This window comes from Zestosphaera sp. (genome assembly GCA_038843015.1).
GTDB lineage: Archaea > Thermoproteota > Thermoprotei_A > Sulfolobales > NBVN01 > Zestomicrobium.
Map to the genome: position 1 here is coordinate 1 of JAWBSH010000008.1, position 23,905 is coordinate 23,905.

Here is a 23,905-nt window from a genome sequence, read left to right on the forward strand (position 1 = left end):
GTCAGGCGAGGACTACAGACTAGCTTTCTTCGTTCTAGCCATACCTGCCGCAATATCACTCGCGTTTTTGCTCATGGCCTACACCACATACCCTAAAGTAAGGAGCGTCAGTTCTAAGAAGACTGAAGTAGGTTGGAACTTAGGCAGAAAATTCAATCTCTTCTCAGTTTCACTAGCTCTCATGACCGCAGGCTACCTAGCTTGGTCTTTAGTATCTTACCACATGAAGGAATACGGGTTAGTTAACGACCCTGAGATTTCTCTGATGTACGCTCTGGCGATGGGGGTTGACGCGCTAGTAGCTTTCCCTATCGGCTACCTCTATGATAAGGCAGGACTGAAATCACTGATAATGACTCCTATATTAGCCGCCACTATCCCGGTACTCTTATTAACTAATACTAGGACTGCAGTATACTTAGCTGCTGCTGTTTGGGGGGCTACTATGTCGATATATGAAACGAACATGCGAGCTGCTATACCAGACCTCGTAGAACCTAGTAGGAGAGCTCTCGCTTACGGAACGTACGGACTCATTTACGGCACTGCCTGGATGTTAGGGGGTGTGTTAGCTGGAGCTATATACACGCTTAACCCAACCTACTTAATACCCTACGTACTAATTACTGAGCTGAGTTCACTCATAGCAATGATTTACTTACTGAAAAGCAAGTAACACTTAAAACTACTCAACCACATTGTTTTAGTGATGCTGGATGCTGGAAAAGGCTGCAGAACTCCTGAGAATCGGAAGACCTGTCTTCATATACGACTCAGAAAGTAGGGAGAGTGAGGCAGACATAGTATTCTTTGCTGGAGCAGTAAACACGTACTCAATAACTATTTCTAGGAAGTTTGCTGGCGGCTTGACTTGTTACGTGACTAGTAAGGAGGTAGGGTCTCTCTTAGGTCTCCGATACTTAGAAGAAGTCTTCCAATTACTTGGTTATAGAGAGTTAACTCGTAAGAGGCTGGGCTACGGGGACCCACCCAACTTCAGCTTATGGGTAAATCACGTGGGTGTTAAGACTGGAATTAGAGACTCTGATAAGGCCAAAACAGTCAGAGAGTTAGACGAGATAGTCAGGCTGATTATTGAGGAAGAGAAAACCACGCTGGCTGTGAGGAAGTTTTATTCCGAGTTCGTGACACCAGGTCACCTCCCAATACTCTTGGGTAGAGGTCTCGACGTCAGGAAAGGACATACAGAGCTTAGTCTAGCATTAGCTGAGTTAAGCGGGTTAAGACCCTCTCTAATAATCACTGAAGTTCTGAGTGATGGTGACGCAGCTACATATAACGAGGTTAAGAAACTAGCTGAGAAGTTCTCGACTGTAGTTGTTAGAGGAGACGAGATAATCTCAGCTCTAGAGAAAGCTAGGAGAATGTAGTAGTTAGTCTTCGTAGCTGAAGCTCTAAAGAGAGCTTTGATGAGTGAGAGACAGTTAGGGGTTTAGCTCTTATGTTGGTTTTATTGCCTCGTTTTTGTCCTCCTGCGTTGGTTTTTGGTTTGGTTACTCTTGGGGCGTTCGGGGGCACTCCTAGACTCCCACACATGAAGCACTAGAAACACTACAAGTGTCCTCACTCACATCAACTAACATGAACAGATACGAAACCCGAAACAGGCGCACTAGACGTTTGATGAATAGTTATCTGCTTAGTTATTAACTTTTTTGACGTATCTTTAGTAGGGTGATGCGTTGGTCCAGGTAGTTCTTGAGTTGCCTGAAGAGCTTGTCAATTCTCTCAAGAAGATTTATCCAGGACTTGCTACAGAGATTCTCATCAAGAAAGTTCTTGAAGACTATTTAAGCAGGATTTCTCAAAAGCAGGTAGTGCAGGAGGAGGCGCTCGGCAGTATTCAGAGGTTGCTTAGGTCTGCGACAGACACGATAAACACTTACTCCTCACTACTTACAGACCTTAGAAATAGGTTGGTTGAGATGCGTGAAGTTCTTGAAAATTTGAATTCAAAAATTGATGAACTCCCTTCCAAGATCGTCGTGCAGCAAGTTCCTGTCGAGGCTGTTCAGGAGAAGGCTAGAGAGAAGATTACTGCTATAGAGATACTCAAGAAGCAGAAGATAATATATGAGGCAGACATAGCTAAGAAGATTAGGAATAGAGACGCCTTCTTCGACAGACTAGAGAGGGAAGGTGCTGTGGTCTTGAGTCTTAAAGATCAGCGGGTAGCGATAGACGATGAGTTCTGGTCTGAATTTGTTAGTAAGGTAGAGTCTCTAACTACGGATAAAGACTCAGAGATAGCTAAGATTCTAGATAAGCAGGAAGTAGCTTTACTCAAGAAGCTGAGTGAGTCAGCGATAGCTTACTACGAGAGAAGTAAGAAGAAGTGGGTCATTAAAGCTTGACTACGTAAACAACTCATGGGTTCTGCCTAAATTCGCTTAGATGTAGTGGCATGAACTTAGTGAAACAACCGTGCGAGCTTAGATTTCTAGCTAGACTCTCTATTTCTTGCGATGCTCCCGAAACAAACAATACGTTGACGCAAACACCCTCTAGGTGCTGGTGTGCGTACCCAACGATGATCTCTCTGAAGTTCTCGTAAAGCGACTCTAAACCTAAGCTTGGACTTCCCGTGACTACAACTATAATTCCCGTGCAGTGGTGCGGGCTCTCTTCATGAGCTGACTCCGTTACGTAGTTCCTTAAGACTTCCTCAATCATTTTAGACCTAGTCGTGCCTCTCTTGCTAGCCATCTCCTTAACCTTACTTGATAAGTCAGCAGGTATTGAGATACCGAATCTTTCTTTCCTACTCAAGGCTATACCTCCTCATAATAAACGTTACTAAATAAATTAGAGTCAAGAGCAGGCCGACGCTGCCTGAGGGCGAGATATTCAGGTACGTAGACAGCATAAGCCCGCTTAAAGCCGATATAGTGCTTAAACCAACACTATGTGCTAGAGTTTCGCAAGCTCTCTTACTGAGATTTATTGAGATGAGTGAAGGCAGTAATATCATCACGTGAGACATGACATAGCCGACTAACCTCAACAAAACTACTGAAGCAAGACCTAGCAAGAAGTATGGCACTAAGTCGTAGAGAGCTAGCTTAACACCACTTAGCTTGAGTAAGTCTATATCTACTCCCGCACACACGTTTTCTCTGAACGTAGTAATAACTAAGGTTGCTGTCATTATTGATGTGAGAGACAACATAACTAACTCGTTATAAGATATGAGTAGAGGGTCTCCTAAAATTAAAGCATTTACTGAATAAGTCATTCTGTAATTCACTGATACGTAATATAGGATTAAAACGCTGGAGGCTGTTGTACCGGCAACAAACACGGAAGTAGCTACATCAGGGTCTAAACCCGACCTCACCATATAACTAACACCAAACATGAGTAAGACAGAGACAGCTACAGCTACTACGTAGTAGTTGTTAGACCATGAAGTACCAGTCACTATTAGGGAGAGAGCTATAGAGAAGAGAGTTGAGTGCGGCGCGGCCGCTGAAAGGTAGTAGAGTCTCCTAGCTGCTATAACAGGGCTTAAGAACCCGAAGATAAGACCTAATGAAGTGAACGTCAAGAGCCACCTCAGCTCCAGTCCAGAAAAGACTCCGGTTATGATGAGTGCGAGCACTAAAGAAGAATACGTTACCAACAACGCACGCACAACCATTTACTTCACCTCTAAGTGAATGCTGGTCTTCTTAGTACGTGTTGAGTGTATGATTAACCAAGCTAGGAGTAGCAAGGTAGCAGAACCTAGCAAGATTAGCGGGAGCATATCGCTAAGGTATTTTCCGCGGTCTGCGTCATTCGTGAGTGTCTGGGTCTTTATCTTAGCAACTTGATCGGCTATGTTCTCTAGCTTGCTCACTACAGACCCACTAATAAACGGCAGGGGAACTTCCAATACTGGAACGCCATACTGCACGCCAAGACTTCTTAAGTAGCTAACGTAAGTGTTTTCTTCTTCAGTAACAATTATTAAGTCTACGTAACCTTTCTTGACTTGGTCTTCTATCTCGCGCACTATGCTGGTGGTTGGGCTAACACCTTCTTCAGGTATTAGAAAACTAGTCAAGTTTATGCCGAGCCACGAGACAGCGTACTGAACTACGGGACTCACACCAATTCCTCTCAAGTTCAGAGGCTCAACACTACTTAATAACTCGTTAATCTTACTCCTAACTAACTCGTACTTGTTTTCGTAAATTCCTGCGCAAGCTGGGTTGAGACGTTTGAGTGTGTTCGTTAAGTTTCTCATAAATTCTAGGTAGTTGTAGGGGTCGTATATAGGCATGTGTAGGTTTGGCAACCCAGTACTCGGATTTTGTAATAACTTAATTCCAGACACTTTAGGTATTTCTATAACTACTGCCTTAATAACGCCTTGATCTCTTAGCTCACTAATGCGTAACTCGAAATGCGTGTGTGCTGTGGAGATAATCAAGTCTGCTTGCTCTAATAACTTAACGTCTGCTGGTGTTAGGGAGTAGTCGTGTGGGTCTATTGAAGGGGGGAGTAAAGAATACACTCTGTCTGAGTCGCACATAATCAAGTTTACGTCATCAGCTAAGTTAGGGAATGTAACGACGATAGTTATTCCGGTCGAGTTGCTTGAGTAACTGATTAATGGATTCAGGAAACTAACTAGAATCAAAAGCAAGCCAACATATCTTGCCTTAACAGACATTGACTACAGCCTCCTATGCTGTATTAATGTGCACACCTACTTATAAACTTTAATGAAAATGTGCATAGGGGAGAGAATTGCTGAGGGTGCTTGACTTAACTATAGGGTATGCGAAGCCGATAGTTGATGGAATAAATGCAGTGTTTCGTGAAAAAACCTTAACTCAGATCATAGGAGCGAACGGTTCTGGCAAAACCACTTTAATTAAGACTCTCGTAGGTATTCTCAAGCCCCTGAAGGGTAGCATCTTCTTATACGAGGAAGACGTTACTGGGTCTCCTGAACGTATTGGTAGGTACGTCGGGTATGTGCCGCAGATCTTCACACCCTCTTACTTCCCTTATCCGGTTAGTGTTGAGGAGTTGATTGAGTCGTCTTACCTCCTCTACAGGAGGAAGTGGCCTAGAACACTATCTAGCAGTGATGTTAAGAAGAGAGTTGAGGAGGTCTTAGACCTGGTAGAGCTCGACAAGAGCGTCAAAAACAAAAGTTTCTGGGAACTTTCAGGAGGTCAGAGACAGAGAGTCTTAATAGCTAGAGCTCTGATCCACGAACCTAAGATACTCATCTTAGACGAGCCTTTCTCCTCAGTTGACCCTGCAGGCAGAGTCTCGCTGGCGTCAATGATGATCAAGCTACTTAAGAGTAGGTCAACTACCGTAATAATGAGTTCTCACGACCCTACACTATTATTGCAACACACAGACAACTTGCTACTACTTGGTAATGGCAAGTGGTTCTTCGGTAGTCCAGGAGAGATACTTAAAGAAAACATACTTAAAGAAGTGTATGGGGAAGCAATAACCACGCATGAGAAGCACGTGCACATACATGATTACCACGTCTAACAGCCTTAATTAAGGCTCTTCTAAGTCAGCATTCCTGTTGCAGGGCCTTGTAGTACTGTTCAGGAAGCTATAAGAGTCCCTAAACTAATTTACATAGGTTTAAAGTCTTGGTGATGTTGTCTTGAAAGCCGTGGTAGCAGTAGATATTGGCGCTACTAAGACTCGCGTAGCACTATTTAACTCTGCTAGCATGGAGTTAGTGAGTAAAGTAGTTCTCAACACACCGCAGGAAGGGGGAGAAGATGTTGTGGCTGGAACTATAATAGAGGTAGTCAACGACTTAGTCAAAGAATTCAGTGAGTGGGAAGTAAGTGCGGTAGGTGTGGGGACTATAGGTCCTCTAGACATTAGGGAAGGACGTGTCATTAACTCTCCTAACATTAAGTTGAGGAGTTTTGAGCTGAGAAGGCCTCTGCGCGAGTATTTCAGGGTTCCTACATATGTTGTTAACGACTGTGTAGCTGCTGTATACGCTGAGTACATGTCAGGTGCCGGACTAGGTAAGAAGAACGTTGTTTACGTAACTCTAAGTTCTGGTATAGGCGCTGGCGTAATCGTTGACGGCCACTTACTCCTAGGTAAAGACGGTAACGCACATGAGGTAGGTCATATAGTAGTCTCTTACGACTCAGACGTTAAGTGTGGTTGTGGCGGCACAGGTCATTGGGAGGGTTTAGCTTCAGGGAATAACTTGTGGAAGCTTGTTAAGAAGCTCAGATCTAGGTGGTCAGGGGCTTCAGAACTCCATAAAATTAGTGGGGTGGAGGAAGTGCCGGCCGTGAAGTTATTTGAGTATTGGGAGAGGGGTGATGAGTTCGCCTCCTACGTAATTAATGAGCTAGCTAGAATAAATGCTGCCGGAGTTGCTTCAATAATCAATGTATACGACCCGGAAGTAATTAGTTTCGGCGGGTCTATAATACTCAACAATCCCAAGCTACTCAACATGATTTACGACTTCGTTAAAGATTACGTGATTAATCGAGTGCCTGAATTCACTATAACCAGGTTTGGAGATGATGTAGTTGTTTACGGAGCCGCTTACATAGCTTCAAAACCCCCAAAAGAATTATTAGAGATACAAGCTTGAGTAAACTACTACATAGAATCACTGATTCGTGAGGAAAATTCTTATATTGTAGTCATTAAAATCTTAATGGTGTTGTTAGTGGGTGTGAGTACCGCCATCATACTGGCTGGCGGTTACGCTACTAGGTTAAGACCTCTTACACTAACGAGGCCTAAGGCGCTGCTCCCTATATTAGGTAGGCCTCTCCTAGACTGGATACTGGATAATCTGAAGAACGCTGGTGTCAAGAAAGTATATATTTCTGTGAGATACATGAGCAACATGATTAAAGAGAGGTATGGCGACGGATCGAGTTACGGGCTTAAAATAGATTACGTAGAAGAGATAAGTCCTTTAGGTGATGGTGGTCCTATACCGCTCATAGTAGAGAAATTCAATATTAATGAGCCCTTCCTCGTGGTTTACGGAGATGTATTTAGTGACGTACCTATAGAATCTTTTATAAGGTTTCACGAGAAGATGGGTGCAACTGCTTCAATAGTCTTAACACGCGTTGATGACCCGTCAAGATATGGCGTGGCTCAAGTAAGTGACGGTGGGAAAGTCGTTAAGTTCATTGAGAAGCCTGAGAAATCACCTCCTTCTAACCTAGTTAACGCAGGGTTCTACATATTCACTCCCGAGCTAATGAAGTTCTTTCCGTCTAAGAAGCCATCTAAGCTGGCTGTCGACGTGTTGCCTAAGTTAGTAGAGCAAGGTCTTTTGAACGCGTACATTCATGAGGGGCTCTGGCTCGACATAGGAGTTCCTAAAGACTACTTAAGAGCAAACCTGAGTGCTCTGAAGTACTTCATGCCCGAGGGCTTCGTATCCCCTACTTCGGAGGTGGGAGACAACGTCGAGATCATTAAGCCAGTCTTCATAGACGAGAACACTAAGATAGGAGATAACTCTGTTATAGGACCTTACGCGTTAATAGGTAGGGCGTCAATAATAGGGAATAACGTTCGAGTAGCTGACTCACTACTCCTAGACAACGTAGTTACAGAGTCTGCCTGCTACTTGAAAGGAGTTATAGTCGGCACGGGCTCACACATAGGTAGGTGGGTCCGCATATCTCCCGGAGTTATATTAGGCGATGAAGTAAGAATCTACGATGAAGTCTTCATAACGAAGAACGTAACAATACTGCCTCACAAAGAATTAAGTGACGACATAATAGAGGAAGGTAAAGTAATACTCTGAGCCTCACCGCTATTCAGCAAGTTAAAGACGCAGACGTAAGTGTGAAAATATATTTCCTCATTATTTTAAGTTTCTCCTAAAGTAGTGATGGTGCTTAATTGATCTTTTAATGACTTTATTTGCTTTGATTACAGTATCTTACGGGGTTTAGTAGTGGCTAGGTATTCTTTGTTGCCCTACGATACTGATGTTGTGTATATCGAGATTAGGAAATCTAGCAGGAGTTTTTTCGGTAAGTTGAGTGAGCATGGTGAGACTAGGATAAATCTTGAGGTTATTAAGGTGAGTGACTCACCAATCTACTTAGTCTTCGGCTACTTACCCAGCAACGATTTAAGCAATAAGGATCTAAGGAATTACAAGTACCTACTTAAGAAATCTACTGGACACATAAAGAAGCTTAAGTGGTGGAGTGATGGTAAAATGACATATATACTAGCTTACAAAACTAGGTGTGATTTCATGCGTGTAGCAGAAGAGAGTAAAGTCAACATACTCTCTCCTTACGTCTTTGATAGAGGTATTAGGAAGTATGTAGCTGTGGGTAGGAAAGAGAACCTCAGCAAGTACATTGAGTACTTAGTGAAGTTTTACGGTAGTGAGTACATCTACTACAAGTCTATTAACAGACCTGAGTATTTATGTTCAGTACTAGTTGGGAGAGCCATACCCTCCGTCATAACAGATAAATTAACTATGAGTGAGTTAAGTGTATTGAAGAGCGCCTATGACGCAGGATTCTTCGAATGTCCTAGGAGAACAAACCTCAATGACTTAAGCGCGTCGCTAGGCTTATCAAAAGTTACTGTAGATATACATATAAGAAAAGCTATGAAGAAAATAGTTGATGAGATATTCAAATTTTTGTCTTAAGTTTTCAATAAAACATTTTCTATTTAATACTAATTAAGAGTGTCTCTATATCTTCACTAGGGGATTTCGTGATTAGCTTGTGGAATTTTGGGGAAGGAATTATAACAGCAGCCCTCACCCCACTAACCTCGAGTGGTGAGGTCATGGAAGAATCTATAGCTGAATTTATTGATTTTCAAATTAGAAGTGGAATTAAGGGATTCTTTGTTCTAGGCACGTATGGTGAGGGTCTAGCAATACATCCGAGAAAACGCATGTATTTCTTGGAAAGATTCTTGAATTACGTTCGAGATAATACGTTAATCATTGTAAACGTGTCAAGCACGGCGCCCGAGCTCTCGCTAGAATTAGCTAAACACGCTACCGACCTCGGCGTGAGCGCTATCTCCTCACTCCCGCCAATATACTACGCTCAAGACTTGGGAGGTCTTGTGAAGTACTTCTCCTTATTCTCCAAGATTGACTCACCAGTACTCATTTATAACAACCCGCAAAGACAAAACTACGACATAACTCCCTCAATATTTGAGCACCTGGTCAACGAGGTACCTAATCTTAAGGGAATCAAAGACTCGAGCGGGTCTATCGAGAGGGTACATAAGTTATTAAACACTAGTTACGTCAGAAACTACTTTATCGCGATAGCTAACGACCTTATGGTTCTACACACTTTTCTCTTAGGAGGTAAGGCACACATATGTGGCTTATCTAACTTATTCCCTGAGATATCCCATAAAATATACACTTCAGTGATAAACAACGACCTAAAGCTAGCTATAGAATTACAAAACATACTAAACAGCGTTAGAGAAGCCGTAAAGGAAATACCGGTAGATAGCTCAGTTGTTGTAAGGGAATTAATGAAGCTACGCGGCATTGACTTAGGACATCCCTCACCAATAAACCGTGAATTAACTCAAAACGAGAAAACAAAAGTGGTGAGTAGGGTTAAGTCTATAATTCACAAATCCTCGGCAGTACTAGAGAAAGCCGGTATTAATATAGGTGATTTACTAAAATTAACTCCTTAGGTGATCAACACGCAACTAGATTTTGTATCAATAGGTGAAGTACTAATACAGTTAAATCCTCTGAGTCCGGGGCCACTCAGATACCCTAAATTATTTGAAACCCACGTAGCTGGTTCTGAAGCTAACATGCTTATAGGACTGCGTAAGTTAGGTTATACAGCCGGAATAATAAGTAGGGTAGGTAACGACGAATTCGGCCAAATGATAATAAGCTTCCTGAGAGGTGAGGGCATAGACACTTCCAAGATATTTGTAGATCCTGAAGCCCCCACAGGCGTATACTTCATTCAAAGACACTACCCAATACCTGGTCAATCCACGGTCTTCTACTACAGACACGGCTCTGCTGCAAGTAGGATGAGTCCTGACGACGTAGACGAAGACTACATCAAGAAATTCAGGGCGTTAATAATAACAGGGATTACTCCAGCATTAAGTGATTCATGCTACTACGCAGTTAAGAAGGCTTATGAAGTAGCTACTAGGGAGGGTCTAGACACTATCTTCGATACTAACGTGAGGGTCAAGTTATGGAAAGACTTAAACAAAGCTAGAGAGAAACTAGCGCTTTTCCTCAAGTCTAAGATAGTTCTTACTAATAGTGAGGACTTAGCTGTATTGTTTACTGGTGTATCTCTAGAAGAAGCCATGTATAGAGTAATTGACTTAGGTGTTGAGTTACTAGTGATTAAGTTGGGCGAGGAGGGATCACTGGCAATCACTAAAAACTACGAGATCTTCAAGGTGCAGGCTTTCAAGGTGCCGGTAGTTGAGGATGTAATAGGGGCTGGAGACGCTTTTAACGCGGCTTTCCTGGCGTCAGTGTATAAGGGAATAAGCATAGAGGACGCTTTACGCTACGGTAACGCAGCAGGAGCTCTAGTTATCACTACTAGGGGTGACGTAGAGTCACAGCCTACTTGGGACACCCTAGAACTACTTATTAAAAAAGCAAAAAAGGAGCAATCTCTTATCAGGTAAAGCTACTCTAGACTGCTTATTAACTCCTCTATAGGAACGTATTTCATCTTAAAACCTACGTCAGCGTAGAGGTGTTCAAACGCTTTTAAGGCTTTATCTGTGCGGAGCTTCTCATGCGCTTTAAATCCAATAACCCACACACTCATCCCTACCTCGATATCTGTGTTTGTTAAAGGCGTGCCATCTTTAGAGAGCCAGCATACCAGGTCAGGAGCCATAGCAAGAACTCTGCCATCCCTCTCAGCTATTATATTTTCATTCTTTAAATGAACTCTCAACTTACTCCCTCTCTCTTCAGCAACTTCTACTAAACCAATATCGAAGCCTCCGACTGTCTTCATGACCTTATTAATTACTTTACCAGACCCTAAGACGTAAGCATTCAGCTCTCTACGTAAAACTTCAACAGGCTCTATTCCCTTCTCTCTACACGTACGTAATATTTTGCCTATATTTGTAGAGAAGGTTAGGGTGCCTGGTATAATGACGTTCCTAGCCATCACGCCACTCATCAGGTAGAGTGCTATTCCAGCAACGCCCTCGAAAGCTACAGTTATGTTTCTGGATATCTTTTCCGCGGTTACGGCGTCTTTAGTGAAGAGTATTGCTCCATTACCTTCCCAGTCAGATATAGACATAGGTGATATGGGCACACCGTAAATGTCGAAGGTAGTTAACTCAAGTTCAGGTATTGCTCTACCAGCGCCGTCGCCGTCTATCAAGATGCGGTCCTTAAACGCGGCTGTATGCACCGGCACTGCTACATTCCCAGCGCCTATCTCAATCGGCACCACATAATTAATTTTTCTGCCTAGAAACTTCTCTAGCAAGTCGAAAGCGGGTAAGTGCTCGTTTCTCCACCCATATTTAGCGGCTAGAGGAGACCCCATACCAGCTGAAACAACTGCGAGTTCCTCGTCGCTCACTTCAGATAGGTCTGCTATAACGACTTTCCTACCGCTATCGATGATTTCCTTAATTATTTTCAGACCCTGCGTTATAGAGCCGCCGCCCCCTGCACCTAGTAATGCTGCACCGTAAATCATGTCATTCAAATCCTGATAACTTAAGACTCTTGGCGTGAAAGACCACCTGATAACGAAGTATTCCGTAGCTTTTAAGAAAAAAATAAAACATGTTTATTTAGCTTAAGAAGAATCTTCACGGGTCTTCAGGGTATTCGTGGCCAGGCCCGGGAACCCAAGTCCCTTTCCAGAACTCGCTCGCGAACACTTCATAACCGAAAGTCATTAACGCGCCTAGACAAAATATCGCAGCACCGAATCCTGTGTATAGGGTGAACTCGCTAGTCTTAGGTTCGGTAGTGAATGTTAGTAGTCCTCCTACTAAGAAGCCTATAATCATTAGGAAGATACCCGTCCTTCTTATTCTTTTCAACATCTGAGCTTTCTTACCCATATTACTCACCTCTTCTCTCTATAGACGAGCATTAGTAGTGAGTATAGCACTAACGCGGTCACCGCAGCCGCTAGTTCAGGGAATGGCAAACCTCCGCTACTCATGTAGTACGCGATTACCGTAGCTATTGCCCACGGAACAAACGGAATCACGTTAAACTTAATGTTCCTTCGTTTGAGGACATCCACGTCTACCCCCATCCTAGGCAAGACATAGTAGTGAGCTATTAACATGCCTGGTATAGCTGACCATATAACAGCTAGCATTGACGCGAAGTCTATGTACCTGTAGAGCACGCCAGCATAGATTATTACTAAACTACCTAGTAGTAAGAACACATCATAGATCCACATAGCTATCCTCGGGTATAGCTGCACTGCTGAGAGAGATAAGTACCAGAAGTCGTTGTCTGCTGTAGTCCAGATAAGTAATACTATACCAACACCCCCTACCAATAGACCTAGACACCTGGTAAGGATGACTGAAGGATCTGCGAACGTGTCTTGTGGTGTTAAAGCGTAAGCTGCGAAGGTCGCCATCAAGAATGACAAGAGTATCATACCCGTAAACATAGCAGTTGATGATGCTTTCACCACGTCTTTCGTTGATTTAGCATACCTTGACCAGTTAGGACATAAGAAAGAAGCCATTATATTCAATCCAACAACGAAAGTGACTCCACTCCAGTATGTCGGCCAGTACCCTCCCCACGGTTGATTCAATCCCCACGCATTCCAGTTTACCTTAAACCCAAAGTATATAGCCCAAGTCAGAATCAAGACGTAGAAGAACGGTATTGCTATCTCAGATAAGATCGCTATAGTCTTGTAACCAGCTATTGAACTAAGTAGTACGAGTATTATCGCTATCACGGGAGTTATGCTTGGGTCGATTCCCGTAAATGTCGTGATAGCAAGTGCTATTTGGTGGACTCCTAACGCAGCCCATGCTAGGATACCCACCAGTAGTAACGCGTTAAATACTTTAGCACCGTAGGACCCGAAGATCTTCTCCGCTATATATGATGTTGGTACTCTCTCTTTAACTCCTATAGATCCTATTAAGACGTAGAACACCAACAATATTAGGTTGCCTATTATTAGCCAGGAAAGTATAGAGTACCAGGGCCAGTTACCTCCCGCGAATAACCCTCCCATCATTATTCCAAACCCAGACGCGAATAACCCCATCTCTATGTACGCTAGGTTCCACCAAGGTCTTGTCATGGTCTCAGGAACTCTTTCTGTTTCCCAGTCATATAGAAAGCCTTTCTTCTTAGAAGATTCGCTACTCAAGTATTTAGTCACCCTTCAATATAGGGTTTATAAAACCGTCTATAAACGTATTACATAAAACCTGTTCTATTATGAACTTAATGAGAAAAGCACAAAATACCTGGGGGATGTGTATTAAGGAACGCTACATATCTGAATGGGTCTTAAACATACCGCAGTCAGGCATTAGAGAGATATTCCACGAATCTCTTAAGCTAAAAGACGTAATACACTTAGAGATAGGTGACCCTGATTTCAACACCTCCGAGATCATCGTGGAAGCAATCTATAAGGCTATGTTAGAGGGATACACGCATTACACACATAATGCGGGACTAATCGAGTTACGTAAAAGCATCGCAGAATACTATACGAGGAAGTACAACACGACTCTCGACCCCGAAAACAATATAGTTGTAACTGCCGGAAGTAGTGAGGGCTTATCTCTAAGCTTATTAGCTACCCTGAATCCAGGAGATGAGGTACTGATACCGGACCCTGGCTACCCATCTTATGTGCCCATGATTATGTGTTCTCGAGGTAAGGTAGTTAGGTACAGTGTCCGCGAAGAAGAGAATTTTGAGATTAACCCAAGCGAAGTACTATCTAAAGTGACTTCAAAGACTAAAGCAATAATTATAAATAATCCTCAAAACCCAACAGGTAGCGTAACATCAATCAAGAAATTAGAAGAGATTGTAGAGTACGCGCATAGTAAAGGGATCGTAATCATATCAGATGAAGTCTATGAAAACATAGTTTACGACTACGCGCCTTTCACAAGCTTGTCTGTGTTAACGAGTTACGATAATGTTGTAGTAGTTAACAGCTTGTCGAAAACCTTTGCTATGACGGGCTTAAGAATAGGTTTCGTAGTAACTAGAAACGAGAAATTAGTTGAGGTAATGACGCGAATGCAGGAGGGATTAATTGCCTGCGCTCCAGCCCCTATCCAGGTGGGAGCAATTAAAGCTTTAAGCATGTTTTCTGAGTTGGTACCACCTATGGTTAGAGAGTATGAGAAGAGACGCAATGTTTTGATCTCAGAACTCTCTCGTTTAAAGAAAGTATCATTCACTATTCCCAGGGGGACTTTCTACATGTTAGTTAACGTGAGTAAACATACCGGTGATTCCCGCACCTTCGCAAGAAAACTCCTTCTTCAGAATCGAGTAGCTGTCGCGCCAGGAATAGCTTTCGGGCCTGGTGGAGAGGGCTACATAAGAATATCTTTCGCTACTTCAACAGATAAGATCGTGGAGGGGGTTAAGAGGATAGGTGACTTCCTAACGTCTGGGGGTGAGTTAACATGAGTAATCTATCAGTTAATGAAGCTTTAACTCTAATGCCTTTGCCTCTGGTTATCGTGACTACTGAGAGTAGAGATGGTAAGAAAGCTGGGATGACTGCCGCGTGGGTTACTCAAGTTTCGTGGAAGCCGCCTTACGTAGCTGTAGCTATTTATAATAAGTGGACTACACTTAAGGTCATCTTAGATAGGAAGGAGTTCGCTATAAACTACGTTTCCTCGTCCTTAGCTAAAGTAGCTTTGGAAGTTTTTGGCTCATTAAGCAGTGCTAAAGTAGATAAGTTCGAGATAGCTACTAAGAAATACAACGTGCCCATCAACTACGGTAAGAGTGTGAAGGTTCCAGTAATACTTAATGCACCTGTCATCATAGAATGTAAGTTGCTTGAATACTTTGAGATAGGAGATCACTATTTAGTAGTCTGCGATCCTGTCTTAGCTTATAGAGGGAGCGATGAAGAGCCTCTCGCATTCTATAAGGGCAAGTTACACGCCTTAACCGAGCATAGCACTAAGTAGAACTTTAGGTTATTTTAGAAAGATATAGAGAGTACCAAGGATCTTTACTCAGCAAGCCTGTAAGGACCTTCGCACCATTTTTAATTATCAACGAAGTATAAGCTACCCTACGACCTAATGACTCAGCAGCCGATACAGTTGTGTTTGCGTCAAAGTCTTTCTCAGTAGCTAATCGCTCTATAGCGTCTGGGAGTGGCGACCTCTTAGTCCATCCTATAGCACCTATGTATGACTCAGGCGGGTCACCCGCCACCGGTATACAGCCCATTACTAGAGCGTGCGAGATTATCTGTATGGCGGTTAACTCACCCCCACCCCCTAAGTCCGTGCCTTGAGTTATTACGCCAATCACTTTAAGTAACTTCGGCGGTTTGTCTAGATATTTAGCGAATAATGTTTGCCCTAACCTATCTATAAAAGCTTTGAAATGAGCTGGTATTCCTAGGTGGAAGACCGGAATAGAGTATATTATAGCGTCTGCCTCAAGCCACTTATCGAATAAGTCATTGAAGTCGTCTTTAATAATGCATTTCCTGTGATCTACGCACGCCAGACAATGAATACATGGGTTAATTATTAAGCCGGCAGTAGAAACGAACTCCGTATCCACGAGCTCAGGAGCTACTTTCTTAGCTGCGTCAAGAGCTCTCATTAAAAGGTATTCACTATTACCATGTCTTATACTCCCGGAAATTCCAAGTATCTTAACTCTCAATAACATAATCTACTCACCTTCAAGAAGTTTCGTCACGTGCTCATAAAACCTAACCCACCACTTCTTAAGGCCCTCAATTAAATCAGTACTTACTTCTAAACACCACTCAGCAGAACCGAACTCGCACGCAGCACTCCTCAGTATGTTTAGAACTTTACTACTTTCCCAGAAAACGTTGTCTGAGCCCGCTTTAACTTGGTATTCTCGGATCATTTTGTAGTATTTTCTTGCATGACGCAACATATCGCCTTCGTAACCGAGAGAGATCTTATAAAGCTCGGGTAGCACTTTCTCAACCCACGACCTATGGAATCTACACCACCCAGCATTCTCAACTAGGTACTCCATTAAAGCTCTATTGACTGACACGCTAGCAAATTCTTCAGGTTCTGAGAAAGCTGGTGTGTAGTAAGTCCAGTATTTTCCGAGGATAGGGAGCGGCGCGAAGACTCCCGGCGACCAGTAGAAGTTAGGCGTCATGTAGCCTCCTGAGCCGAAAGGAATATAAACTGCTAAATCCTCGAATCTTACACCCTTCTCACGGACTCTCTCATTAAATATTTCGTTAAGTTTCTTGCACGCTTCCCTCAACCCCTCTTCTGCTACGAGTCTAAGTAGCTTGTTGTCAGAGAAGACTAGGCTCTCGACGAGCTTCATAGCTATCTCTTTATTTCTTCTCGTATGATCTTCGCGCCACTTGGCCGGGTCGATTACAGGCGTAGTATCTAGACCTACATCCTCAGGTCTTAAAAGCTCTTTTTCTAAGACCTCCATTAGCCAGCCGAGAATATTGCCTGCTTCAATAGCGTCTAATCCTAACTCATCAATTAAGTCCAGGACTTCTAGAGCTTCATTAAAGTCTAAGACACCGATTATAGGACCTACAGCATTTAAAGGTTCGTAATCTACGTGTTTGTTATCAATGGTTTTCTTACACCTAACTGGGCACGGCTCATCACAAGTACGCCATATCCCGGTACCAATTATTTTTTCGTTAAATGGTTTTAGGAATTTATCTACTATATTCTTGTAAATCACTTCTCTAACTTCTTTACTAGATAGTAGAGAGTTCCAGTTATGTGATGGTATTTTCTCACGGTAAATCACTATGTTACTACCTAGCGTTCCGCCAGTTTTTGTTTCTAGGTCGTAACTATACTTAGATGTTCCCTCAATGACGTTCTTGACGAAAGGCTTCTTTAACTGGGCTGTTACTAGGGAGTTTATGAACTCAAACCTCCCTCTCACATCATTCGATTCTCTCTCTCCACCGAAAATCACGGCGAAAACGTTATGAGCTCTAGCTAAGACACTACCACCACCGCCTCTCGCAGCCCAGTCTTCCACTCTCACGTTCATAGTAGCGTAATCTATTGAGGGTGAGTATATGCCGCCCATACGCGTACTGAAAGACGCAGGTCCTACAAGAATCATTCTCCCGTTATATTTTGTCAAAAAACTTGCGTATTTGCTTATTAAGTACTTGGTTAGTCCTCTAGTACCTCGCTTACCTTCATACCCTCTATATATCGTCAGTAAGTCTTCTATGTTGAGGTGATCAAACTCTATTCTCAAACCTTCTTTAGCGCCCTCGACTAACACAGCAGCAGGTCTTGACGCCCTGCCCTCGAAAACGATCCCGTCAATACCTGTCTTGACAAACCTGTAAGCTCCTCCCCCGAGAGCAGATATGTGAAGACTCCTAGATAGAGGACTCCTAAAAACGAAGATGAGTCTATGACTACCGAAAATAGCTTCATTAGCGAAGAAACCCTTACCCATAACAACAATATTCTCTTCGCTAAAGATGTCATGTCTGTAACTCTCATAAACGTTGAGGTGTAGGTGAACTCCTAAATCAACAGGTCCTAAGAACCCCTCATACGTTCTTAACTCATATTTCTCATGCGTTAAGTCTACGTGAGCGTACTTGAATGTCAGCTTAACCAAGTAGCAACCCCCTAACAATGTCTACAAGAAGTAATTAACTTAAATGTGTGTAATAGAACACGTTTAATTTAATGTTAAAAACTTCTGGGAGGCACTCTATAAGGGTGTTTAGGAATTGAGCTCTATGGAAGTATCTGTTAATTCAGACTTATGTACGGGTTGTCACTTGTGTGAGTTGGTGTGTAGTACTTACCACTTTAATAAATCATCAATAAAACTCTCGAGAATCATAGTATATAAGGATAAAGCAAGCGCTAAATTCACGCCTATCCTATGTGTTTCCTGCCCTGGAATGCCCTGCGCTAAGGCGTGCCCCACGAACGCTATAGTTAAAAATAAACAGACAGGAATGCCTGAAGTCATAATAGAAAAGTGCTCCTCCTGCGGAGACTGTGTTAAGGCATGCCCCTACATGGCAATACGTTTTGAACCATCAGTATATGCTTACCCCCTAATTTGCGACTTATGTGGTGGCGACCCACAGTGTATCAATGTTTGCTGGCCTGGCGCGTTAACTAAAGCTATGAGTCTATCAGAGAAGTTCAGGGGAGCTGCTAAAGCCCGCTCTGTCATCGCGGAAATAATAAGTAAGTACACGAGGTGATTGACGTGGTTTACTCCGTTAATGGTAGGATACTCCACGTTGATCTGACTAACGATAAGGTCTGGGTAGAGAAGTACGGTAACGACTTGCTAGAGTTATTTATAGGCTCCAGAGGTATTCAAGCCCGACTCTATTGGGACCTCGTAAGTCCTGAAGCCAAAGCCTTCAGTAGCGGTAATGTGTTGTTCGTTGGTTCAGGCACGTTTACTGGAACTCCTCTCCCCAGCTCAGGTAGAACAACAGTCACCTTCAAGAGTCCAGCTACAAATATGTACTTTAAGGCTAGCGTGGGCGGAGATTTCGGACTCAAACTGAAGCTTAACGGGTATGACGTAGTAGCTATTCACGGCGTTTCTGAGAAGCCTGTATACGTCTATATCGAGAACGACCACGTAGACATAATACCAGCTGACAAATACTGGGGTCTTGATGTCAGAACTGCTCACATAGAATTAATAAGGAAGCACGGCTTAGACGCTGACACGCTGTTAATAGGGCCTGCTGGCGAAAACCTAGTTAAGTATGCGTCAGTAAATTGCTCTGTCTATAACGTGGCCGCTCGAGGAGGTGGCGGGGCTGTATTAGGTTACAAGAAACTTAAAGGAATAGTCGCTAGTAAAGGGGACAGGTCGGTAATACTCTACAACCCTAAGAAGTTCTACGAGAAATCATTGAAGGTCTCCCTAAATATAATGAATGATGCCGCGTTAGTAGCTACCGCGAAGTTCGGTACTGCTAGCGCTACTATGGGTCTAGATAGAACCAGCACGTTACCATGCTATAATTTCAGGAGGTCTTTCTGGGAAAACGCGTATAGGAACGCGGGTGAGTATTATGTCGAGGCAGGCTACCTAATCGGGAGAGCTGGCTGTGCTCAATGCATTGTGAGTTGCCACCGTCATACCGCAACAAGTAAATATGGTGGTGTAGACACAGTAGGTCCTGAGTATGAGACGTCAAACGCTCTGGGCGGTAACTTAGGAAACTCAGATACAGATGCTCTCATAAAAATGAACGACTTGGCTAATATCTACGGCTTAGATACTATATCCTTAGGCGGTGTTATTGGTTGGGTTATGGAGTCTTACGAGAGAGGATATCTGAAGGACTTGAAAGAAGAGTTAGGTGTCGAACCCCTGTGGGGGAATGTAGACGCAATCATTAAACTCATAGAAGATATAACGTTTAGGAGAGGAACAGGAGACCTTCTAGCTGAGGGTTTAGCGATAGCGTGTGAGAAAGTAGGCACAGAAACTTGTAAGTGGGCTATTCAGTCAAGAGGTCTAGAACATTCAAGAGTGGAGACTAGGATAGCTAGAGCTTACGCACTAGCTTTCGCGTTAAACCCAAGAGGTCCTGACCACTTACACACAGAAACTTTTGCTGAATTCGGATTCACGGAAGAAGCTAGAAGACTCATTAAGAGGCTTACTGGCAGTGAAGAAAACGCTGGTATAGGGAAAGACTCTGGCAGACCCGAGATAGTGGTATGGCACGAGGACATCTACGCCGTTACGGATAGCGTTGGATTATGTGCTTTCATAGATACTGCTGGGTTCGCAGTAGATGAGGTCATGTTAAGTGAGTTATTTGAGGACGCTACGGGTATCGCGAGCACGCCAGAGAAAATAATGAAGTCTGGCGAGAGGATAGTAACGCTTGAGAGAATGATTCAAGTTAGAGAAGGGCGCTCAAGAAAAGACGACACACTACCTTGGAGAATCTTAAATGAAGAGATCATAACTAGAGAAGGGAAGAGATACGTGTTTACAGAAGAAACCCTCAATTCTATGCTAGATAAGTATTTCAAGCTCCGTGGCTGGAACGTCGAGAAAGGCATACCTACCCCAGAAAAACTCAAGGAACTGAAGCTAGAGTTCGCTATAGAAGAGGCATTAAGACGTGTCTAATCATAGTCAGTAAGTGTTAAATCTATGTGAATACTAGATTGGATGAGGGTCGTCACTAATGCCGGTACTAAGAGTTCACGTCTTGTCAGATAGACTGGCAAAACTCCTCCAGTGTAATGAAGCTAGCATAAAGGTTGAGTCAGGCAGTTACTCCATAAACGAATTAATTGAACTCATATCTTCACATATACATAACATCAAGTCTGTTTTAGAGAAGATGAGAGACTCGATATTTGTGGCGATTAATGGTCAAGTTAGATATAACTACGACGAGAAAATCGATGTAGTTGATGACGTGAAGATAGTAATATTCGAGGTAGGAGCTGGGGGCTAGCGATCGCGAGCGCCACGTACTCTACTCAGGCTCGTATTGTATTTCTAGTCTCATTAATTTAGACAGCATCAAGAGTTCGTAGCTCCAGTCGCCGTAGGCGATAACCCGATGAAGAGGTTGGTTGTAATGCCATAACCACTTCACAGAGTTCTTTACTAAAGTCTTAATCTTAGTTCTGCATGCTAGGTCTATTAAGGGTGTGTCAATTATCTTGTTAATGTGTAGATAGAGCTTGCTGAAATCTGGTGATATTTGAGTTATAGTGACTACCTGTCCTAAACTCATCTTAGTTCTTACTACTACTGGTTTTCCACTCTCGTCGTGAGTGTCAAGAGCGTAGGGCTCTGGTTCTCCAGTAAAGCCCTTCATTTTGGTTGGTGCGGTACAGTGAGCGTATATAATGGAGTTATCTCTAAAGTCTATTACTGGGTCGGAGATCCATGCGGGCCTCCCAGCTAGATACTTAAACACTACCTGAATTAATAAGGAACTTAAGTCAGCCTCACATGCTGTAGGGATCCCCTCATCGTTTAGAAGCGAAACAGCAACACACGGCGTTACAGGCAATAGATTCAGGTCTTTAAGCATTATAGTAAAGCAATTCACACCTAATGCCTCAGCACCATATTTACTCAATAGTTTTTTAAGTGCGATGTAAATCTTGACAGCCTTAATTAAGTCTTCTAAACTAACGTTCTCCCTAACCCAATAACTTCTTCTTAAGAGGTTATCAGCCGTGGTCTTAGCCTCCTCGTCACTAACGCTGGAATAAGCGTCAATTAATTCTTCATAACTCACGAAAATCAAGTCAAGAAACTCTTTAAGCCTCGAATAATACGTGTTTGAGTATACTCTATCGCCTGAGTATATTTCGTGCCTATGGAGTGATTCTAGAGATGCTTCCTCAGGTACAGTAACCACTAGAGTCTTTATTTTCTGTTTTAACCTGATGTACGTGCATAAGACCCTGAGTCCCTTAATCATGTCTTCTCTATCACTAGATGACACGCTTATTAGTGGGTAGCCCTCTCTCATAAGCTCCGCTATCTCAGGCCATGCGAGAGAGTAGTACGGCTCGGTTAAGACTAAGGTAGGCTTACCTAACGCTTGGATTACTTCGTAAAATAAATTGTAGTTGATGCTTGTCGTGAGAATGTATATGACGACGCCGTCAATCTCGGGAGATTTAGATAAGACATCCTCGAAGTCTTTTCTCTCCTTAATCCATTTCTTAACGACAAACCTGCACCTCCCCTCACACCAGGCGTCGCTCTCGTTAATCAACTCATTAATTTTCTTTCCAACATCGTAATTATGTAACGGCCAAGCCATTAAAGGCGCTCCTTCCCTACCGAAGAATAATAGAGCTAAACTCGCTTTATCGCTCAACATACACCCCTCGTGTAGTGAGTTCCCACCAGTTTTAAGCACATAATATAAAAGGTTAGAAGAGTCCTGAGAAGGAACTCAGGAGTTCAGGTCTTTGTCAGGTATGTTCTGAAAACTCCAGAAACCCCAACATTTTAGGTGTTGGTCTCTAGCTGTGATTACTTGACCGCATTTCTTTAGGAGTTAGACTTCCTAGTTCTTCACAGAATTTAAGTCCGTAACTACTTAATCTGTAGTAAGTTGCTGTAGCTATACTTCCCCCGCTACCGGTTTTAATACTGCACACGGCTCTTAACGGACACTCAGCACACGGACAAGCAGTTCCTACCTCAACTCTCGTTAGGATTCCCTCACTAATTAACGCTGAGAGTAGTACCTCTACCTCCGTGGGTGATAGCTTAAATTTACTCATCATATCCTGTAGCGTTAGTACCTTGGAGGAGCATAACGCTCTCACGACCTTCCCGAATAACTCTCTACTCTCCAAAATCACCACTCTAAAATAATTTCCTCGTTGTTATGAGGTAAATGTACAGACAAGTCATTCATGGCTTCTCTTATTTTCTCTGTGAAGTACTTGCCTACTTTCTCGCTAGTGTGTACTACTATAACGTGCTTTACCTCTTTAAAGCTTTTGAGTAGTTCTAAGAGACCGTCAACTCCAGCATGACTTGAGAAGTCAAACCACTGAACTCTAGCTTTAACAGGCCCTATCTCCTCCGTGGGAACCCCGTCTTCTAAGAGGTGCCTGCCAGGAGTTCCGGGAGCTTGGTAAGAAACCATGAAGACAGCGTTGAGCGGGTCTCCAGCCAACTTCTTTAGGTAGTAGACTGCGGGACCTCCTTTAAGCATGCCTGCCGAAGCCACTATGACGTTACCGCGTCCATCAACAATTCTCCTCCTCTGAGAAGGCCTTATTACAGGCTTAAATTCTTCCTTAGATTTCAGGAGTTCCTCGTACTTATTTATGTATTCAGGGTAGCTTATGAAGACTTCGTAAATCTGTCTTATCATGCCATCATAGAAAACACTGCCGTCAAAACCCTCGTAAAGTATCGTCAGTATTTCCTGTGCTCTGCCCAGACTGAATGCCGGAATAAGTACGTTACCTCCCCTGTCAGTGACTTCCTTGACAGCGTCCAGAAATTCTTTCTCGACGAGCTTTCTAGGCGGGTGTCTTATCCAGCCGTAAGTTGCCTCAATAATCACTACGTCGGCTTTAACTCCCGAGACGCTAGCTCTAGAGACTAACCTAGTATCTATTGTGTTCACGTCACCCGTGTAAACAACGCTAGACTCGCCCGCCTCAACGTAAGCCATCGAACTACCCGGTATGTGTCCAGCGTTAAGAAGCTTAACTCTGTAATCACCTAGGTAGATTTCTTTATCGTATGAGTAGTCTGGGATGCTGTCAATCATGTTGTAGAGGTCTACCTCCTCGTAGGGCAGGTAATAGCCAGAAATCTTTATAAAGTCTTTAATCATTATCTCACACAGCCTCTTAGTCAAGGCAGTAGTTACTGTAGGAACTCTAGAAGTCACGTGAAGCATCGGCGCAGCCCCAACGTGATCTAAGTGTGCGTGTGTTAAAACAAGTCCTGCTATCTCAGAAGGCTTCACGTGTTCTGGGAATCTGGGCTTGTCTTCCTCATCAAAATTTACCCCGTAATCCAGCAATAGTGACTGCTTATTATTACCTACGTTAACGCACACAGCAGCCCTACCTACTTCGCGTCCGCCGCCAAGTACTTTCACCTTAAGCACTTCAGACCCTATATATAGGGATCGCTAAA

At 43.2% G+C, this 23,905-nt stretch carries 25 protein-coding genes; 14 read left to right on the forward strand and 11 right to left on the reverse strand.

What is annotated here, in order from left to right:
• The 3 genes from QXL29_06205 to QXL29_06215 form a co-directional block, all read left to right on the forward strand.
• Nucleotides 1-676, forward strand: a 676-nt coding sequence (locus QXL29_06205; GenBank protein MEM2284184.1) for an MFS transporter, incomplete at its 5' end; no start/stop codon positions are given.
• 40 nt (nucleotides 677-716) lie between these two features.
• Nucleotides 717-1,391 carry a 3,4-dihydroxy-2-butanone-4-phosphate synthase gene (locus QXL29_06210; GenBank protein MEM2284185.1) on the forward strand — a complete coding sequence of 225 codons (675 nt, stop codon included), beginning with the start codon at nucleotides 717-719 and terminating at the stop codon, nucleotides 1,389-1,391.
• Between the two features lie 312 nt (nucleotides 1,392-1,703).
• Nucleotides 1,704-2,375, forward strand: coding sequence for a hypothetical protein (locus tag QXL29_06215; protein ID MEM2284186.1), 672 nt, complete (start codon nucleotides 1,704-1,706; stop codon nucleotides 2,373-2,375).
• Nucleotides 2,376-2,388: 13 nt separating this feature from the next.
• Here the strand turns inward: QXL29_06215 and QXL29_06220 are convergent, their stop codons facing one another.
• From QXL29_06220 to QXL29_06230, 3 genes are read right to left on the reverse strand one after another with little or no spacing between them, the layout of a single operon-like run.
• Complete coding sequence (locus tag QXL29_06220) at nucleotides 2,389-2,790, reverse strand: ribbon-helix-helix protein, CopG family (protein MEM2284187.1); 402 nt, start codon at nucleotides 2,788-2,790, stop codon at nucleotides 2,389-2,391.
• Complete coding sequence (locus QXL29_06225; protein MEM2284188.1) at nucleotides 2,783-3,661, reverse strand: metal ABC transporter permease; 879 nt, start codon at nucleotides 3,659-3,661, stop codon at nucleotides 2,783-2,785. The genes QXL29_06220 and QXL29_06225 overlap by 8 nt, the downstream gene beginning before the upstream one ends.
• Entirely contained in the window at nucleotides 3,662-4,681 is a 1,020-nt protein-coding gene (locus QXL29_06230; GenBank protein MEM2284189.1) for a zinc ABC transporter substrate-binding protein, read from the reverse strand.
• 86 nt (nucleotides 4,682-4,767) lie between these two features.
• On the opposite strand from QXL29_06230, the gene QXL29_06235 reads away from it, so the two are divergent.
• From QXL29_06235 to QXL29_06260, 6 genes are all read left to right on the forward strand, one after another.
• Nucleotides 4,768-5,529, forward strand: coding sequence for a metal ABC transporter ATP-binding protein (locus QXL29_06235; GenBank protein MEM2284190.1), 762 nt, complete (start codon nucleotides 4,768-4,770; stop codon nucleotides 5,527-5,529).
• Between the two features lie 130 nt (nucleotides 5,530-5,659).
• Nucleotides 5,660-6,619 (forward strand): ROK family protein, encoded by a 960-nt coding sequence (locus tag QXL29_06240; protein MEM2284191.1) that lies wholly within the window; start codon nucleotides 5,660-5,662, stop codon nucleotides 6,617-6,619.
• 78 nt (nucleotides 6,620-6,697) lie between these two features.
• Nucleotides 6,698-7,804 (forward strand): NDP-sugar synthase, encoded by a 1,107-nt coding sequence (locus QXL29_06245; protein ID MEM2284192.1) that lies wholly within the window; start codon nucleotides 6,698-6,700, stop codon nucleotides 7,802-7,804.
• A gap of 171 nt (nucleotides 7,805-7,975) precedes the next feature.
• Entirely contained in the window at nucleotides 7,976-8,677 is a 702-nt protein-coding gene (locus tag QXL29_06250; protein ID MEM2284193.1) for a helix-turn-helix domain-containing protein, read from the forward strand.
• A 68-nt stretch (nucleotides 8,678-8,745) separates the two neighbouring features.
• Nucleotides 8,746-9,708 (forward strand): dihydrodipicolinate synthase family protein, encoded by a 963-nt coding sequence (locus tag QXL29_06255; GenBank protein ID MEM2284194.1) that lies wholly within the window; start codon nucleotides 8,746-8,748, stop codon nucleotides 9,706-9,708.
• Complete coding sequence (locus tag QXL29_06260; GenBank protein MEM2284195.1) at nucleotides 9,709-10,689, forward strand: sugar kinase; 981 nt, start codon at nucleotides 9,709-9,711, stop codon at nucleotides 10,687-10,689.
• 2 nt (nucleotides 10,690-10,691) lie between these two features.
• Here QXL29_06260 and QXL29_06265 read toward each other — a convergent pair whose 3' ends face one another.
• From QXL29_06265 to QXL29_06275, 3 genes are all read right to left on the reverse strand, one after another.
• On the reverse strand, nucleotides 10,692-11,744 hold the full coding sequence (locus tag QXL29_06265; GenBank protein ID MEM2284196.1) for a DUF917 domain-containing protein: 1,053 nt from the start codon (nucleotides 11,742-11,744) through the stop codon (nucleotides 10,692-10,694).
• Nucleotides 11,745-11,850: 106 nt separating this feature from the next.
• Nucleotides 11,851-12,108, reverse strand: coding sequence for a hypothetical protein (locus QXL29_06270; protein ID MEM2284197.1), 258 nt, complete (start codon nucleotides 12,106-12,108; stop codon nucleotides 11,851-11,853).
• 5 nt (nucleotides 12,109-12,113) lie between these two features.
• On the reverse strand, nucleotides 12,114-13,403 hold the full coding sequence (locus QXL29_06275; GenBank protein MEM2284198.1) for a cytosine permease: 1,290 nt from the start codon (nucleotides 13,401-13,403) through the stop codon (nucleotides 12,114-12,116).
• Between the two features lie 71 nt (nucleotides 13,404-13,474).
• Here QXL29_06275 and QXL29_06280 point away from each other — a divergent pair, with 71 nt between their 5' ends.
• The gene (locus QXL29_06280; protein ID MEM2284199.1) at nucleotides 13,475-14,695 is read left to right on the forward strand and encodes a pyridoxal phosphate-dependent aminotransferase; all 1,221 of its coding nucleotides are present in this window, start codon (nucleotides 13,475-13,477) and stop codon (nucleotides 14,693-14,695) included.
• A complete protein-coding gene (locus QXL29_06285; protein MEM2284200.1) occupies nucleotides 14,692-15,210 on the forward strand; it encodes a flavin reductase family protein in 519 nt (172 codons plus the stop codon). The genes QXL29_06280 and QXL29_06285 overlap by 4 nt, the downstream gene beginning before the upstream one ends.
• A gap of 4 nt (nucleotides 15,211-15,214) precedes the next feature.
• On the opposite strand, the gene QXL29_06290 is transcribed toward QXL29_06285, so the two are convergent.
• Both QXL29_06290 and QXL29_06295 read right to left on the reverse strand, forming a co-directional pair.
• Nucleotides 15,215-15,931: a flavodoxin family protein gene (locus QXL29_06290; protein ID MEM2284201.1), complete on the reverse strand. Its 717-nt coding sequence runs from the start codon at nucleotides 15,929-15,931 to the stop codon at nucleotides 15,215-15,217.
• Nucleotides 15,932-15,934: 3 nt separating this feature from the next.
• Nucleotides 15,935-17,875 carry an aldehyde ferredoxin oxidoreductase N-terminal domain-containing protein gene (locus QXL29_06295; protein MEM2284202.1) on the reverse strand — a complete coding sequence of 647 codons (1,941 nt, stop codon included), beginning with the start codon at nucleotides 17,873-17,875 and terminating at the stop codon, nucleotides 15,935-15,937.
• Between the two features lie 124 nt (nucleotides 17,876-17,999).
• Here QXL29_06295 and QXL29_06300 point away from each other — a divergent pair, with 124 nt between their 5' ends.
• The 3 genes from QXL29_06300 to QXL29_06310 are packed head-to-tail and all read left to right on the forward strand — an operon-like array spanning nucleotide 18,000 to nucleotide 20,723.
• Entirely contained in the window at nucleotides 18,000-18,479 is a 480-nt protein-coding gene (locus tag QXL29_06300) for a 4Fe-4S dicluster domain-containing protein (GenBank protein MEM2284203.1), read from the forward strand.
• A gap of 5 nt (nucleotides 18,480-18,484) precedes the next feature.
• Nucleotides 18,485-20,389 carry an aldehyde ferredoxin oxidoreductase family protein gene (locus QXL29_06305; GenBank protein MEM2284204.1) on the forward strand — a complete coding sequence of 635 codons (1,905 nt, stop codon included), beginning with the start codon at nucleotides 18,485-18,487 and terminating at the stop codon, nucleotides 20,387-20,389.
• 58 nt (nucleotides 20,390-20,447) lie between these two features.
• On the forward strand, nucleotides 20,448-20,723 hold the full coding sequence (locus QXL29_06310) for a hypothetical protein (protein ID MEM2284205.1): 276 nt from the start codon (nucleotides 20,448-20,450) through the stop codon (nucleotides 20,721-20,723).
• 21 nt (nucleotides 20,724-20,744) lie between these two features.
• On the opposite strand, the gene QXL29_06315 is transcribed toward QXL29_06310, so the two are convergent.
• From QXL29_06315 to QXL29_06325, 3 genes are all read right to left on the reverse strand, one after another.
• The gene (locus QXL29_06315; protein MEM2284206.1) at nucleotides 20,745-22,112 is read right to left on the reverse strand and encodes a hypothetical protein; all 1,368 of its coding nucleotides are present in this window, start codon (nucleotides 22,110-22,112) and stop codon (nucleotides 20,745-20,747) included.
• A 148-nt stretch (nucleotides 22,113-22,260) separates the two neighbouring features.
• Nucleotides 22,261-22,608 (reverse strand): hypothetical protein, encoded by a 348-nt coding sequence (locus QXL29_06320; protein ID MEM2284207.1) that lies wholly within the window; start codon nucleotides 22,606-22,608, stop codon nucleotides 22,261-22,263.
• Nucleotides 22,602-23,876 (reverse strand): MBL fold metallo-hydrolase, encoded by a 1,275-nt coding sequence (locus QXL29_06325; protein MEM2284208.1) that lies wholly within the window; start codon nucleotides 23,874-23,876, stop codon nucleotides 22,602-22,604. Before QXL29_06325 ends, QXL29_06320 begins: the two co-directional genes overlap by 7 nt.
• Between the last annotated feature and the right edge of the window lie 29 nt (nucleotides 23,877-23,905).

Excerpts from the sequence above, each read along its gene's own strand:
- QXL29_06210 (MEM2284185.1), top strand. The coding sequence starts at position 717 with ATGCTGGAAAAGGCTGCAGAACTCCTGAGAATCGGAAGACCTGTCTTC.
- QXL29_06225 (MEM2284188.1), bottom strand. The coding sequence starts at position 3,661 with ATGGTTGTGCGTGCGTTGTTGGTAACGTATTCTTCTTTAGTGCTCGCA.
- QXL29_06230 (MEM2284189.1), bottom strand. The coding sequence starts at position 4,681 with ATGTCTGTTAAGGCAAGATATGTTGGCTTGCTTTTGATTCTAGTTAGT.
- QXL29_06270 (MEM2284197.1), bottom strand. The coding sequence starts at position 12,108 with ATGGGTAAGAAAGCTCAGATGTTGAAAAGAATAAGAAGGACGGGTATC.
- QXL29_06280 (MEM2284199.1), top strand. The coding sequence starts at position 13,475 with ATGAACTTAATGAGAAAAGCACAAAATACCTGGGGGATGTGTATTAAG.
- QXL29_06285 (MEM2284200.1), top strand. The coding sequence starts at position 14,692 with ATGAGTAATCTATCAGTTAATGAAGCTTTAACTCTAATGCCTTTGCCT.
- QXL29_06290 (MEM2284201.1), bottom strand. The coding sequence starts at position 15,931 with ATGTTATTGAGAGTTAAGATACTTGGAATTTCCGGGAGTATAAGACAT.
- QXL29_06300 (MEM2284203.1), top strand. The coding sequence starts at position 18,000 with ATGGAAGTATCTGTTAATTCAGACTTATGTACGGGTTGTCACTTGTGT.
- QXL29_06310 (MEM2284205.1), top strand. The coding sequence starts at position 20,448 with ATGCCGGTACTAAGAGTTCACGTCTTGTCAGATAGACTGGCAAAACTC.